The 13,970-nt window shown below is 68.4% G+C and carries 13 protein-coding genes; 11 read left to right on the top strand and 2 right to left on the bottom strand.

The window, feature by feature from the left end; genetic code table 11:
- Position 1 precedes the first annotated feature (1 nt).
- From QHF85_RS45115 to QHF85_RS45165, 11 genes are read left to right on the top strand one after another with little or no spacing between them, the layout of a single operon-like run.
- A complete protein-coding gene (locus tag QHF85_RS45115; protein ID WP_281333699.1) occupies positions 2–583 on the top strand; it encodes a hypothetical protein in 582 nt (193 codons plus the stop codon).
- Positions 583–1,212: a hypothetical protein gene (locus QHF85_RS45120; RefSeq protein WP_281333700.1), complete on the top strand. Its 630-nt coding sequence runs from the start codon at positions 583–585 to the stop codon at positions 1,210–1,212. Before QHF85_RS45115 ends, QHF85_RS45120 begins: the two co-directional genes overlap by 1 nt.
- Positions 1,213–1,220: 8 nt before the next feature.
- Positions 1,221–2,696, top strand: coding sequence for a hypothetical protein (locus QHF85_RS45125; protein WP_281333701.1), 1,476 nt, complete (start codon positions 1,221–1,223; stop codon positions 2,694–2,696).
- Positions 2,697–2,698: 2 nt separating this feature from the next.
- Positions 2,699–3,253 (top strand): hypothetical protein, encoded by a 555-nt coding sequence (locus QHF85_RS45130; RefSeq protein ID WP_281333702.1) that lies wholly within the window; start codon positions 2,699–2,701, stop codon positions 3,251–3,253.
- A complete protein-coding gene (locus tag QHF85_RS45135) occupies positions 3,250–4,839 on the top strand; it encodes a hypothetical protein (RefSeq protein ID WP_281333703.1) in 1,590 nt (529 codons plus the stop codon). Before QHF85_RS45130 ends, QHF85_RS45135 begins: the two co-directional genes overlap by 4 nt.
- 16 nt (positions 4,840–4,855) lie before the next feature.
- Positions 4,856–5,398 (top strand): hypothetical protein, encoded by a 543-nt coding sequence (locus QHF85_RS45140; protein ID WP_281333704.1) that lies wholly within the window; start codon positions 4,856–4,858, stop codon positions 5,396–5,398.
- An 18-nt stretch (positions 5,399–5,416) separates the two neighbouring features.
- Positions 5,417–5,884 carry a hypothetical protein gene (locus QHF85_RS45145; RefSeq protein ID WP_281333705.1) on the top strand — a complete coding sequence of 156 codons (468 nt, stop codon included), beginning with the start codon at positions 5,417–5,419 and terminating at the stop codon, positions 5,882–5,884.
- 7 nt (positions 5,885–5,891) lie between these two features.
- Complete coding sequence (locus tag QHF85_RS45150; RefSeq protein ID WP_348652816.1) at positions 5,892–8,063, top strand: DUF6884 domain-containing protein; 2,172 nt, start codon at positions 5,892–5,894, stop codon at positions 8,061–8,063.
- 29 nt (positions 8,064–8,092) lie between these two features.
- Positions 8,093–8,416, top strand: a complete 324-nt coding sequence (locus QHF85_RS45155) for a hypothetical protein (protein ID WP_281333707.1) — start codon at positions 8,093–8,095, stop codon at positions 8,414–8,416.
- A 38-nt stretch (positions 8,417–8,454) separates the two neighbouring features.
- The gene (locus QHF85_RS45160; RefSeq protein ID WP_281333708.1) at positions 8,455–8,844 is read left to right on the top strand and encodes a hypothetical protein; all 390 of its coding nucleotides are present in this window, start codon (positions 8,455–8,457) and stop codon (positions 8,842–8,844) included.
- Between the two features lie 14 nt (positions 8,845–8,858).
- Entirely contained in the window at positions 8,859–9,326 is a 468-nt protein-coding gene (locus tag QHF85_RS45165; protein WP_281333709.1) for a hypothetical protein, read from the top strand.
- A 175-nt stretch (positions 9,327–9,501) separates the two neighbouring features.
- Here the strand turns inward: QHF85_RS45165 and QHF85_RS45170 are convergent, their stop codons facing one another.
- Together QHF85_RS45170 and QHF85_RS45175 are read right to left on the bottom strand one after the other, a co-directional pair.
- Positions 9,502–12,909: a DNA methyltransferase gene (locus QHF85_RS45170; RefSeq protein WP_281333710.1), complete on the bottom strand. Its 3,408-nt coding sequence runs from the start codon at positions 12,907–12,909 to the stop codon at positions 9,502–9,504.
- A gap of 54 nt (positions 12,910–12,963) precedes the next feature.
- Complete coding sequence (locus QHF85_RS45175) at positions 12,964–13,740, bottom strand: hypothetical protein (RefSeq protein WP_281333711.1); 777 nt, start codon at positions 13,738–13,740, stop codon at positions 12,964–12,966.
- Positions 13,741–13,970: the final 230 nt, after the last annotated feature.

A 13,970-nucleotide genomic window follows, 5' to 3' on the forward strand; every position in this document is an offset into this window, starting at 1 on the left:
GATGTCCGTTCGCGCCCAGCCCGACTTTTCCGGCGCTTCCGAGCTCGCCGAGTCGTTTACCCGCTTCGCCGACAAGATCATGGCGCGGCAAAACGATACGCTCGCGCAGATCTCCGGGACGCTCTTGACCTATGACAGCATGGTCAAGGGTTTGGCCGGAACCATCGGCGAGCAGGCCGCGACGATCAAGGCGCAGGGGGCCGAGATCGCGGGGCTTCAGCGCTCCGACCTCGAGCGGGCAAAGTTCGTCGCTGAGATCGAGCTCAAGCGCGAGGAGATGGCGTGCCGCGAACGGCGAAGCGCCGCGATCATCGGCACGCTTCGCGAGGTGGGGGGCTCGGTCGTGCAGCAGGTCGTCGCGGGGCGAATGCTCGCCGCAGCGGCGCCTGCGGCCCAACCGTCGGCGGCCATGACGCGCCCCGAGCAGGGGCGGCCCATTGCGGCGGTGCTCGCGGACATCTGGGCGCGGCTGTCCGAAGAAACGATCGAACGACTGCAACAGGAAGCCGGCATCGAATTGGTGCACGAGCTCCTTACCGAAGTTTCTGGGGCGATGCCCCAGGGGGAAGAAAAGACGAGCTGATGGATATCCTGGACGAGCTGACCGAGGGGACCAAGCGTATCAAGATGAAGCTGGCGAAGAAGGTGCCTGCGCCCCTTCGGAAGCCTGCGGCGCCGGTCAATCCGGTCGTCGATCGGTCGATCGGCGCGTTCCTCGGGGCCATGGCGCAGAAGTCCGCGGAGGAGAACGCGCGCCCGAACAAGGCTTATAGCCTGGTTCCGACGGATCCGACCGCTGCGATCGGCCCCGGCGGCACCGTGACGGCGTCTTTCACGCTCCCGGACGACGCTTACCTCGTGTACTGGTCCGCGGTCGACGGGGACGCGACGAACTTCCTTTTGTCGTCGCTCAAAGTGGCGGGCTATGACGTCGTGGGCGGCTCGCCGATCAACCTCGCGAGCTTCCTCGCGAACGTCAACCGCTGCGATCGCCCAGGCCCCCTCACGGGCCGCGTGTTCCAGAGCGGCACGACCGTGGAGGCCACGGTCCGCAACATCCAGTCCACGCCGCAGCTCTTCCACGGGCTGACGGTCTGGTGCATCTCGACAGACTGCCAGAGCACGCAGAAGGGCCGCCCGGCGCCGTCGGTGCTTTCGTTCGCCTCGATGGCGCGCTCCATCAAGGGCCTCGGCTCGCGCATTCGCAAGTAGGGCCCGCGATGCTGAATCCGCGGGTGCCGATGACGGCACGAGAATCCTTGTTTGTCGCGCGGGCGCTCGTGCTTGCAGCGCCCGATCCGGGCGCGCCGAGCGCGGCATTGCGCTACGAGCGGGATACACGGCGCCGGGATCGGCGCCTGCGGGCTCCGGACCAATGGCAGCGCCCAGAGCAGACCGACGCGCAGGGGCGCGGCGATTGCGAGGATCTGATGATCCGCTATGCCGCGTTCCTCGCGCGACGCCGCCCGATCCTGATCTGCATCGTGCGGACGGGGACGCGGATGTGGCATTACTATCTCCGAGAGATCGACGGGACGATCCTGGATCCATCGGTGCGGCACGGCATGCCGGCAATGCAGCCGAGCGAATACGAGGGCGAGGGGTTTCAGGTGCGAATCGATCCTACGATGTTCGACATGGGCGAGCAGGGCGCGGGCCCGGTCAAAGCCGACGATGCGATCCGCGGATTCAATACCGCGAGTCAGGTTACCGCGGTCGCGGCGACCGGCCTTGCCACGGTTTACCCTCCGGCCGGGGCTGTGGCGGGGGTCCTCTCGGCCGCACTCGGCCTCGTGGGCGGCGCGATCGAGCAGGCCAAGCAAGACGCGCTCGCTAAGGCCCGCGCGCGCCGCGCGCAGGGCAAGAAGCCGCGGAAGGCCGCGCGGCCCGAGAAGGTGATCACGGCGAAGGTATTGCGGGCGCCTCCCTCGCGGATCCGGCTCGCGGCGGTCGCTCGAGGGATGCAACCGGTCGACGACGCGGCGATCAAGCGCGCGCAGGACGCGATGATCGTGGTCGGAGCGGCCCAGGCCGGCGAGGTTCGCGCGAGCGCAGCGGTTCAGGCAGCCATGCGGACGCCTGTGGTGGGGACGGGGGGCGAGGTCAACGAAGCGGCGCTCGCCGTGCGGCTCGCGCTGGCCCACACGGCGCTCGCTGCGCCGCCCGTGGATCCGGACGTGGCCGCGGCCTTCGCCGAGAACCCCGACGCAAAGGCGGATGACGTGCTCGACGCTGACGACCTGGACGAGGACGAGGAGGGGTCGGGGCCGTGCTGCGACGCGTGCGCCGAGGGCAGTCCCTGCGAGGGCGGGGCCTGCGCGCACGGCGCCGGGGACGACGAGGACGACGACGACGACGACGACGAGGACGGCGGCTGCGGCGTGTGTGCGCTCGCCGCTGGCGACAAGGACGACGAGGACGACATGGACGACGGCGGCGCTGAGGAAGACGAGGACGACGAGGACGACAACGAGGACGGCGGCTCCTTCGAGGACGACGACGACGACGACGACGACGACGACGACGACGGCGGCTCCTTCGAGGACGACGAGGACGGCGGCTCCTTCGAGGACGACGACGACGACGACGACGACGACGACGGCGGCTCCTTCGAGGACGACGACGACGACGACGGCGCGGACGACGAATACGACGAGGAAGAGGGCGACGGCGACGAGGAGGACGAGGACGAATAGCCGTGTGGGCCATTCGTGGGCTCGGCACGGACCGGGGGCATTGGGTCAAGCTGCTCGACGTCTGCGCCCCCTGCCTTCTGACGGGTAGCGTTCTCGGCGCGGACCGCATCTACACCGCGACGGGCCGCAACCTGCATGCCGTGTATGTCATCGACCACGGCAAGGTGCGACCGGCGGCCGCAGGCCTCGGTGGGGACACGACGGACGCCGCAATCGAGGTGCACTTCGACCTCGTGGGGCCGCTCCACTTGAACTGGCCCGGGTCGCTCTACCTCTGCGACGGCGACCCAAACGTCGAATACCGGATCGAGACGTCGGTTCTGCGTTGTGCGCCGCAATTCTCATGGCATCCGCTGACGACGAGAGCGATCAATCCGGATCTTCCGTACCGAATCGCGAAGCATCACAGCCGCATCCGGGCCACGCGGCAAGCCGTCGGTTTTACGTTGGGACCGATCACCGGAACCCTCGATCACATTCCGATCCCGTGCGTCGGAGATGACCTGATCGTATTCGACCAGACTGGGGTCACGTTCATCACGGAGTGGTGGGGATGATCGACATCATTCTACAGGTCGGAGCGCTGAGCGCCCCGGCCGCGCGCGATCTTCTCGCAGCGCTACGCGAGCGATTCCGGCGCGGTGGGCGCGAGTTCTGGCGCTCGCGAGCGTACGCGCTCGGCACGGACACCCCCGGTCCGGTGCCGCCCGAATGGGCGCGCTACGGGGGCGCACGTCCGGAGCTCCGCGGCGCGCCGAGGAACACGATCCTCGCGGTCAAGGGACTCGAAAAGATGACGCCGGCCTTCCGCGCGCGTCTGCTCGACCTCTGCGAGGCGCTTGGCATTCCGGTCGACTCGATGGCCGCCATCATGTCGAGCGAGAGCGGCTTCGACTCCAAAGCCCTCAACCCACTGCCCGCGGCGGGCCTGATCCAGTTGACGGTTGGGGCGCATCTTCCCGGGTTCGGCACGAAGGAGGCGATCCTGGCCGTGTTGAAGTTGAGCCCGGAGCAGCAGCTCGAGGCCGTCGTTGCGCCGCTCTACGCGAGAATGCCGCGCGCGAAGCGTGCGACGCCGGGCCACCTCTACATGATGAATTTCCTGCCCGACGAGGCCGGGAAGCCGGAGGAGCATCAGATCGGGATCCTTGGGGAGACGAAGCCCGACGGGAAGCCGACGTTCCGGGCGAAGGTCTACGAGCACAATACCGGGTTCGACCAGGCGAAAAAGGGCTTCATCACGGTTGGCGACGTCTACGCAATGGCCGCGGCGAAGGTCCGCGGCGCGCGTGGTCGGCGGATGACCGTGGACGGGGCGATCCTCGAACCCAGCGGCGCCGTCGTGTCGGCCTCGCCCGAGGTCACGCCGCCTGCCAAAGTTCCGGAGGCCGAGCCGCCTCCGAAGGCCGTGGAGGCCGCGCCGCCCGCGAAGGCTCCCGCCCCGGCACCGGCCTCGCCCCGACGCGCGGGACGCGGAACGCCGGCCGATCCGATCGCGTGGGATGCGGATGTCGGCGGTCTGCTCGTCGCGCTCGCCGAGCAGGACCGCGTCGAGCTCCCGGCCTGGGTGCCCGTGCAGATCGGGGATCTTGTGGTCGAGGTCTCGGCCGACGCGCTACGCGCACAGGTGGCCTACCTCGACGAGAGCGGAAAGCTCGTGGAGGCCGCGCTCCGCGTCCCGTGCTCGTACGGCGACCAGATCACCCTCGCGAGGCGTCTCGGCGCGATCTCGTTCTGGCCGGCGCTCTGGGAGGCCACGTTCCGCGCGGCGCAGCTGAAGGTCGTACCCGAGCCGCTGCCGGCCGGGCCGCGCATGGCCTCGCTTGGCTATTCGGTGCGGCACAACCGCAACCTCGAGAAGTACAACCCCGCGCCGGGTGTCCTGATTCGCGACGTGGGCAAGGGGTGGGTCCTCAGTCCGCGGCTCGATGTGCTCGGCGCGGTGAACTACGGGTGGATCCAGCCGAACGGCAGGGCCATCCAGACGGAGGGCGCGCGGCATAACCCCGCGCATATCGACTATTCGCAGCTTCCCGTGTTTGTCCGGCGGTATGCGCGGGACAGCAAGGGCGAGACGGTCGATCTCCTCGAATATTTGCAAGGCCAAGGCATCGCGAAGAGGTGGCTTGATGTCTACCAGTAAACAAACGCGGAAACGCGTGAGGCGGAGCGACGTCGACGAAGGCGCGGGGGCCTCGGCGGAAGCGCATGCCCGCGTCGCGGAGCTTTCCGCGCGCTGGCAGAAGGTGAAGGCCTGGGGCGCGGCCGAGAAGCTACGCCACACGCGCGAGACACAGGCCGACCTCGAAAGGTTTTTCGCGGCGTGGGAGAAGGAGCCCGACCCCACGCAGGTCGTGGGCGTGACGGCCGACGTGCGGCGCCTCGAGCTCGAGGCCGAGGACTACGACAAGCACCGGGCCGTGGCGCAGCCCTACGAGGCCCGGCCCATCGGTACGACGTTCGACATCGAGCGCGGGAGCACGTCGCTCGAGGCCGCGACCGCCATCAACGAGGGCGCGCATGTAGTCGGTACGATTGCAAAGGACATCGCCAAGGAAACGGCGGAGCTCGTGGAGGACACGGCCACGCTGATCCCGTGGTGGGTATGGGCCGGCGTGGGCGTGGGCGTGGTTTACGTCGGATGGCTCGGCAAGAGAGCCGTGGACAAGGCCGCAGCCGTAGCCGCAATCGCCGCGGCATAGCTGCGAACGGAGACCAGGGTGGCTAACAATCACGAGGAGGACCAGGAGCGCGAGGATGACGGCGGCCGAGGCGTCGCCCTCCTCGCGGCGGGGCTCGCGCTCGAAACGGCGGCCGTCGGGATCGCGCTCGCGCATCGGAAGGACGCCCCGGACTCACGCTCCTCGGCGCACGTGCGTGCGCATTATCGGCGCTTCGCTCCGCTCGGGGCGATTCCGCCCTCGCATCCCATGCTGCACCCGTACCTCTCGCGCGCTGCGCGCGTGAAGCTTGGGCTTATGAAGCGGCTGGGCATCGGGGACGAGCTCGGCGCGCGGCTCGCGAGCATCTTCACGCCAGGCCGCGGCGAGGCTCGGAAGCACACAGAGCGCTGGAATGACGCTCAGCGAGCCTCGGATCCGTGGACGTTCGGCGTGCCGCGAGAATGGCGCTTCGATGGTGGCCGCTGGCGCTGGGTGAACGTCCCGCCGCGTTTCGGCGGCAGGTAGGCGGCCCATGTTCACGGAGAAGCAGCCGGGCGCCCCGCGCGTCGCGCTCGTGGGGTGCTCGGCGCTCAAGGGCGACAAGGCCGCCCCGGCGAAGGATTTCTACACCTCGCCGCTGTTCCGTGCGGCCTACGCGTACGCCGAGGCGACGTGCGACGCGGTCTTCATCGTGTCGGCCTTCCATGGGCTCGTCGAGCCGCATCAGGTCCTCGAGCCGTACGATCGGAGCCTCCGCGGCCTTCGGAAGGTCGAGCGCGAGGATTGGGGGGCGCGTACGGTCGGCGAGCTCCTGCCGAGGTATCACGGCGGGCCCCTTCCGGTGCTCGTGCTCCTGGCCGGCGAGGTCTACGCGGACGCGCTCCGCCACGGGGCGCATTGGCATAACATGCCGAGGCCGGAAGAACCTCTTCGAGGGATCCGAGGCGTCGGGCGGCGGATTGCGTGGCTACGCAATCACACGCCGAAACCGCGTTTCCTCCCTCATCCCGACGATCCAGGTTTCGAGGCCGCGATCGCCGACATGGTGGACCGGCGCCAGGACGCTTGGCTCGTCTACGGGCATAGCGGCCGCGCGGGCGCGCCGTGGCGCGTGCTCTTCGAAGCTGGCGGCCGTCCTGAGGCCGAGGCCTTCTACAACAAGCGCATCCGAGACACGGGAAAACTGACCTACAAGGCCACGGCCTTGCGCCACAAGGGGTGGACGATCCGCGACGACGGAATCGCGCCCGCGGTGGACGGGATCGCGCCGAGTTTCACCGCCGCGGTGGGTCGCGAGGAAGCGTCAAGGGCCCGTTGGGAGCGCGAGCAACGCCGGAACGATTGGGGCCGCGGGGCCCCGCGGTGCGAGGAAGAACGTCCAGCGGAGCGGACGCCGACGCATCGGGAAAAACAACCGGAACGCGAGGTGCAGGCAGCCCGGACGCGCGAGGCGCGCACGCCAGCAAGTCGACAGGGGAGAACGGTCACGATGGCACGACGCAGGCAAAAGAAACTGAGCGCGGCGGAGGAGAATAACCGCGCCTGGCGGAAGGAGGCCCGGGAAAGGCTCAAGGGCGCGAACAAGCTCGTCCATGACACGGTCCGCAGCATCAACGGTCAGATCCAGGAGGCCATGATGCAATGCAAGGCCAACAGCGCGGCGGCACGGGTGGCCACGCTCAAGGCGCGGAGCCAAGCTCGCAACGTCCTCGACGAAGCGGCCGCCGACTGCAAGAGGCGCAAGGAACTCTCGCCCCTCCGCCCCGGGGATGCGCGGAAGGACTGCGCACGTCTCGGCAAGCTGGCCCGCGCGAACGCCAACAATATCAAGGCGGCCGCGCTGGCGGCCTCGCGCGACCAGGCGCGCACGTGCGCCGCGACGAAAGCCACCCTTCGCAAGGACGGCGAGGAGAAGATCAAGGGGGCGATCAAGGAGCTTGCCGCGGCCGAAGACCGCTGGCGCGAGGTCCGGCCCGAGTGGAAGCCGCGCGGCTCGACGTCCGGGCGGCGCCGCGTGTCCCCCGGCGAGCGTGCCGCCGAGTATCGGCAGGAGCAGCTTGGGAACGTGCCGGACGAGATCCGGGGCTTCTGCTCCGACAATTGGCCGCGACTTCTCGGCATCGTCAAGGAAGCGAAGGGCCGGAAGGCGCCCTACGAGGCGTGCATGGAGATCGCCTACGTTTCGGGCGGCGACAAGAGCCCCAACTTCGAGGAGTGGCGGGCCAAGAAGGAGCCGACCGCGAAAGAGCAGGATCGCCTTTACGAAAAGCTCGCTGAGGAGGCCTATTACGCGTCCCTCGACGAGAATCCCCCGCCGAAGAGCGAGAAGCGGACGGGTTTCCGGGCACAACGCGCGGCCGCTACGGCGAAAGCGGCGCCCAGGGCGAAGGCGCCGCCGAAGGGTAAGGCCGCCTCGAAGAGCAAGGCCACGCCGAAGCGCAAGGCCGCGCCCGGGACGAAAACCGCGCCAAGGGCGACGGCCGCGCCCAAGAGCTGGGACGAACTCAAGCAGGAGGAGGCCAACGCGGTAGCCAAGATGCGCCGGGCCGCGGCGGCACACGCGAAAGCCGCGGATGGAGCGCGCAGTAACGAAACCAATAGCGAATGGCAGGCGCGTGTAGCCAGAGCGAAAAACGCGCTCGATGCCGCTGAGGCGGCAGCGCGAGACGCGGGGCAACGGATCGAGGCGGCGATCCCGTTCTGAGCGACCCCATGGAAAGGCAGAGGAAAACAATGCAAGAGCAACTGCACGGCGGCGGATACCATCGGCCGTGGTCCGGCGTCGTGGTGGATGTCGTCGCCATCCTCGGGCTCGTGGCGCTCGCCTGGGCGCGGGTCCTCGACGGGACGGCCGCGGCGGGATGGATTGCGGCCATCGTCGCGGGACGGATGACCGCCAGCGCGTTCCGGCCTCCGCCGGATCCCCCCACGCCGCCTGGCGTCCAGGCGGCAGGGCCCGCGAAGCCTCCCGCGTCGGGCCTGCTGACGCTGGCCCTCGGGCTGCTCCTCGCGATCCGCGAGGGGGCCGCGGTGCTGTGCCGTCAGTTGCAGGCGTAGGAGGAGCGAATGGACACCGAGAGGCAGGAGCGCAGGCAATGAGCAAACGCACGGGTAGCGGGAAACCTTCGGCGGCGGAGCGGACTATCTCCATGTTCGCCGCGCAGGACATGGCACCGCAGATCGGCGCACGGCCTTACCCCGGATTCGGCGGTGGCACGCTGGAGCTCTTCGCGCGGAGGCCCGAGCCGCGCACGACGGCCGCGCAGGTGGCGATCGCCAAGCAAGCCACAAAGCGGGCCACGCGCGCGGCGGCGAGCTCGCCGCCGCGCGTGCTCGGGCCGGGAGGCCGCAAGGCGGACGGCATCGGGCGGCAGGCGTTGCGGGCGGCCCTCGAGCGCTGCCGGACGCGCCTCGCGGCAGCCGCGCGGCCCTCGTCGACCACGTGCGCGTGCAAGGCAAGGCACGGGAAGAAGCGGGCCGGCTAGGCCGGGGCGATGGCGTGACGCGAGCGACGACCTACAAGGCCGGCCAGCGCGTGCTCGTCCTGGGGACGCCCGAGCGGTTTCCCTCGGGCGGGTTCGTCCGCGCGGCGAAGCGCGTGCCCGGCCTACGGCGGCCCAGCTACCTCGTGGAGCTCGACGGCGGGCAGAAGGTCAGCGCCGAGGCCGGCGAGCTCCGCAAGCTCCCCAGGTACGCGGGCGCGTGGGTGGTGACGGTCGAAGGGGACGGGCAGCTTGTGCCCAGCAAGGCCGAGGCGGGGATCTTCAAGCTCGCCCCCTACCCGGGCCGATTCGGCGGATGGGGCGTCGAGCCGTGCGACTCGTGCGGGCATGACCTGAACGGCAGCCGCGACGAGGACATCGAGGAGCCGCGCCGCGCCCTGGTCGAGGGCGACGCGGTCATCTGCGCGCACTGCGGACACGCGCATGCGATCCGCTACGAACTCGCGGGCGATGATGACGAGTGACCAGACGATGCCGCCGCACGCCTGAGAAGAAGACCGGCGCGGTCCCGTGATCCTGGCCAACCAACCGCGAGCCCGCGCCGGTCTCCGGGTTGGGAGACCCGGCGACAAACCTAGGCGGCGGAGGGGGTTTCGTCAAGCCAAACCTGGAACGTCCTGCCGGGCGCGGTCGCAGGGATCAGGATGCCGCGCGTCGTCGCGCGATCTTCCACCGCTCCCCGCGCTCGACCGAGACGACGACGCCAACGGCGGCGAGACCATCCAGCAGATCAGCCACGTCGACCCTCTTCGCGCCCTTGAAGCCGGCGGCAACGTCGTCCGCAGTGAACGCACCGCGGAGCGTGCCGAGGCGATCTCGGACCGCGGCGATCTGCTCGGGGAGCTTCTTCGGCCAGAGCTTCGCCTTCGGGGCCTCAGCGGCCGGCGCTTCCTCGTCGTCGGGCGCCTCTTCGACGGTGGCGATCGTGGTCTGCGTGGCGGCCTGCGCACCGGTCGGGTTCTGGAACTCGGGGCGGAGCCAACGAACGATCCCGCGCGCTTCCTCGGCGACCCGCTCAGCGTTCAGGGCGACGAGCTTCTCGAGGATCTGCTCGGCGGTGAGGTCGGAGGGCCAGCCGTAGGCCTCGAAAACGGCCGCGTCGAGGTCGTCGTGGATCTGCTTCAGAACAGAGACGAGCCCTTTCTCGTGGATCACGAGCTCTTTGTCCGTTAGCCTTTCGCCACGCCGCAGCTTTTCTAGCACGTTGTACATTCCGGTAATCGTCAACTCCCCGTGGGCGGCCTGCTGCTTCTTCCGGTGGGCGTCAAGTTGCTCTCCAAGCTTTCCGATGCGTTCCCTCTGCCCTGGCTCGACAACCGGGAACGGGAATGGCTCAAAGCACTTGGTTTTATTGTATCGGGGGTCATTGCCAACACCAAGTCGGCCCCCGGCCGACACGGACCACGTCACGTGGATCCGACTCGACAGGACGCCGAGCGATGCCGCGTCGCTCAAGCCTATCGCGAGAAGGGGATGTTCCGGTAAAACAGAGCCTTCCACGAAGACGAAGACACGATGCTTCGAGGTCTCGGGGGTTCCTATGTACCGAGGCAACCCCGCGATGATGCGGCGAAGATGTGGCATTGGCTCGGAGAAAAGCCACCACCGCTCACGCCGGCTTTTCCGAGGATTCGTTTCACGCTCGGGCTTCACGCGATCGAGCACGCGCTGGAATGCCTGAGCTGCGATGGTTCGCGCCCCGTCCACCGAGTAGCCGTAAAAGTCGATGACGCGAGCAGTACGAGACCGCTGGAGCACGTCGTTTCCGTTGCGGATGGGCTTAACGACGATCGGCGGCCCCTCGACAGTGTCATCGGAAAGCAGCACGAATCCACGACCGCCCAGCATTACCCCGGCGCTTGTCAGATTACTGTTCGCCTGCAATGGCCGGGCCGCGCTAACATTGGCACCGACGGCGAGGTTATCGTGGATGATTCCCTGGCGTGGCTCGACCGTGACCGGGACGGCGCCATCGTGCCCAGCGTCCTCACCCTCCTTGACGACCACCGCGAGTACGCCTTCCCCATGTCCGGGCGCTCCAACAGTCATTGCGATCCGGACCGATGCACCGTTTTCCGTGTCAACCCATGGATGATCGGGGATCGCGAAGGTCAGATGGATCGGGGGTTCCCCGTCCAAGGCGGAAGACACAACCCGGCGGTTGAATATCTGTGTAATGCTGTTGGTCGTAACGAACCCGAATCGGCGGCTCTTGCCGCTAGCAACGTAGCGCGCTGCCAGGTGCCACCAATACATCACAAAGTCGCCGCTATCGGGCACGGCACCCCGGTAGGAGTCCCGCAACGCATCGGCGTATCCACTGCCCAAGTGCGAGACGATCCGCAGCTTCCCAAGAAAAGGCGGATTCCCAACAATGAAGTCGGCCGGCGGCCACTCCGCCTGGCGCGGGCTGACGTACCGGAAAACCGGTACGGTCGCCTTCTCGTCGGGCACCATCTCCCCCGTGACAGGGTGTTTCTTCATCGTCTCCCCGTCCCACCGCGTCACGGGCTTGCCCTTCTCGTCTCGGACGAGCTCTTCCCGATCCCACACGAGCACCGCATCCCGGCATTCAATGTTCCGGAAGTCCTGGAGAACGGGCTCCGGCGGCGGCGTCAACCGGCCGTAGGTCCGGAAATGCCATTGGAGGTAACCGATCCAGAGGACGAGCTCCGCGATCTCCTTTGCCCATGGCTTCACCTCAATCCCGAGGAACTGCCCGGGCGTCACGCGTATCCCCTCCGCGTGCAAGAGCTCCTGTCGCTCGCCGAGGTCGTGGAGCAGGGCAAGAACCTCGCTCTCGATCTGCTTGAAGAGGTCGAGGGTCACGTAAAGGAAGTTACCCGAGCCGCAAGCCGGATCGAGGACGCGCGTTTGGGTAAGCTTCGCGTGATAGGCGCGCACGGCTTCGCGGGCATCCTTCTCCTTGCCGCTCTGGTACAGCTTCCGCGCCGCAGTCTGCACGTTCTCCCATTCTTCGCGCAGGGGCTCTTCGATCGTCGGGCGAATCAGCCGCTCGACGTAGGCGCGGGGCGTATAATGGGCCCCGAGCTTGTGCCGCTCCTTCGGGTTCAAGGCGCGCTCAAGGAGCGTCCCGAAGATGGCCGGATCGACCTCGGACCAATCGCGCCGCGCGGCCTCCAGCAAGAGCGCGAGTGATTCCTTCGAGAGCGAGAGGCCCGTCGGCTGCTTGAAGAGCCCGCCGTTGAACCGGAGGAGCTTGCCGAAATAGGAGAACGAGGTGCCTTCGTTCATCGCGCTCCAGAGCCCTTCGATGGCCGAAGGGAAGGAGCGCGGGTTCGTGATCCAGTGGTGTTCCAGGCCTTCCGTGAAGAGCCGCGACGGGAGGAGCGCTACGTCCTCGGCGAACATCGTAAAGATGCAGCGCATGAGGAACTTGGCTACGGCCTCGGGCGGGTTCTTCTCGGCCTCCAGCTTCTTCGCGAGCTCCGCGAGCTGGGCGGCGACCTCACGCGTCACCCGCTCGGCCCGGCGGGAGGGGTCGAGGGAGAGCGGATCCGTGAAGACTGCGCGCAGGGTGTCGATGTGCTTCGCGAGGTCCCGGAGGTAGATCCGCCGGTTCTGCGCGTTCGGGAACGCTGGCCAGCGCCGCGTGCCGTCGAAGTCGGCGTAAAGCTCGAACACGTACCCGATGTCGCAGACGATGAGGAACGGCGGCGGCTCGTCGAGCGCGCTCACGTAGCCGAGGGCCTGCCCGCGCGCGTCGACCATCGCGAGGTCCCAGGAGTCCGTCCCGCGCTGCGTCTTGCCGCTCTTCTTCGCCCCGGCCGCGGCGGCCTGCTTCGCTTCGAGGAGGAAGCAGCCATGCTTGTAGAGGTCCGCGCGCTTCGTCGTGACCTTGCCGCCCTCCTGCGTCATCGGGATCGGCTTCTCGAACACGTAGCGATCGCGGGCGGGGTCTCCCGTGGCCGGCTCAGGCCGGGGCACGCCTAGCACGTCGCAGAGCTCCGCGAGGAAGAGGTCCTTGTTGGCGCGCTCAGAGGCGCCGGAGGCGCTCCACTTTTCGACGAAGGCGGCGACGTCCATGGCGGAGGCGGGAGGGTAGCCCACGGACGTCCCCGGCGGGAAGGGCCGATCGCGTCAGAAGACGATCGGAACGTCGACCTGCACGATCTTGTACTGCTCCCCTGCGAACCCGTTGGGCGCGTCCAGGCTCATCGAGAACGAGATCGCGGGCCGAACCCATACGTCACGCTGCCCGAGCCTGAAGTTTCCGCGGGGCCCTACGCCGATCGTCCAGTTGTCGACCGCGGCGGGCTCGTTGCCGATCTCCACCGAGCCATTGACCAGCCACGCCTGATAACGAACCTCGGCACCGATCGAGAGTTCGCGAATCGGAAAAAACGCGAAGTGCCCCGCGGCCGTGAGGTTGGTCCGCGCCTTGTCCCCGTCGGCTGCGCCTCGAACGCGGACATGCTCGCCGAGCGTCAGCTCCATCTGCGCGGTGATCCGGTCCGTGACGTAGGCGATCCCCGCGCCGAGCATGGGCGCGATGAAGTCGACGTCGAACATCGCGTTATCCATCGCGGCGCGTGCCGGCCGGCCGGCGAGATTTGCCGCGACCGTCGAGGTATCGCCAGCACGCCCGGTGCCAATCGGGAGCGTCGTCCCCCCGAAAAGGCCGAGCGTCCAGCGCTTCCGATCGAGCGGAATCGAGTACAGGGCCCCGAGGATGGGGTTCACGAACGACGTACCGCGTACGGTCACATCGTGGACGATCGACCATCGCAGAACAGCGGCCAGGCCGGGGATGATCTCTTTGTGGAACCGCCACGAGATCGGGATCGTCGTGGTCGACCTGGCGAACGCAAGCGACACGTCAATGCCCACCAGATTGCCAGCCGTCACCGGGCGCAATAGGAAGGGCATTGCGTAGGGCGGGGGCTCGGCGGGAGGCGGCTCCGAAGGGGAACCCATCGGCGGGAAGGGCGAGGGGGCGGACGAGCCTACCCGGCCGGGGTCTCGGGGCGGGCGAGGCGGCCGGGCGTGGGTCGGGTCGGGTCGCGGCGCGTCGGCCGGCCCCTCGGGTGCCGAGGCCTCGGCGGGCGGAGCGCTGCCCGCGGGCGCCTCGGCGGGCGGCGGAGGCG

It is taken from the genome of Polyangium sp. 6x1 (genome assembly GCF_029946515.1).
Taxonomy (GTDB): Bacteria; Myxococcota_A; Polyangia; order Polyangiales; family Polyangiaceae; genus Polyangium.

Coding starts and splice junctions, on each gene's coding strand:
- QHF85_RS45115 (WP_281333699.1), top strand. CDS start 2: ATGTCCGTTCGCGCCCAGCCCGACTTTTCCGGCGCTTCCGAGCTCGCC.
- QHF85_RS45120 (WP_281333700.1), top strand. CDS start 583: ATGGATATCCTGGACGAGCTGACCGAGGGGACCAAGCGTATCAAGATG.
- QHF85_RS45125 (WP_281333701.1), top strand. CDS start 1,221: ATGCTGAATCCGCGGGTGCCGATGACGGCACGAGAATCCTTGTTTGTC.
- QHF85_RS45135 (WP_281333703.1), top strand. CDS start 3,250: ATGATCGACATCATTCTACAGGTCGGAGCGCTGAGCGCCCCGGCCGCG.
- QHF85_RS45150 (WP_348652816.1), top strand. CDS start 5,892: ATGTTCACGGAGAAGCAGCCGGGCGCCCCGCGCGTCGCGCTCGTGGGG.
- QHF85_RS45155 (WP_281333707.1), top strand. CDS start 8,093: ATGCAAGAGCAACTGCACGGCGGCGGATACCATCGGCCGTGGTCCGGC.
- QHF85_RS45160 (WP_281333708.1), top strand. CDS start 8,455: ATGAGCAAACGCACGGGTAGCGGGAAACCTTCGGCGGCGGAGCGGACT.
- QHF85_RS45170 (WP_281333710.1), bottom strand. CDS start 12,909: ATGGACGTCGCCGCCTTCGTCGAAAAGTGGAGCGCCTCCGGCGCCTCT.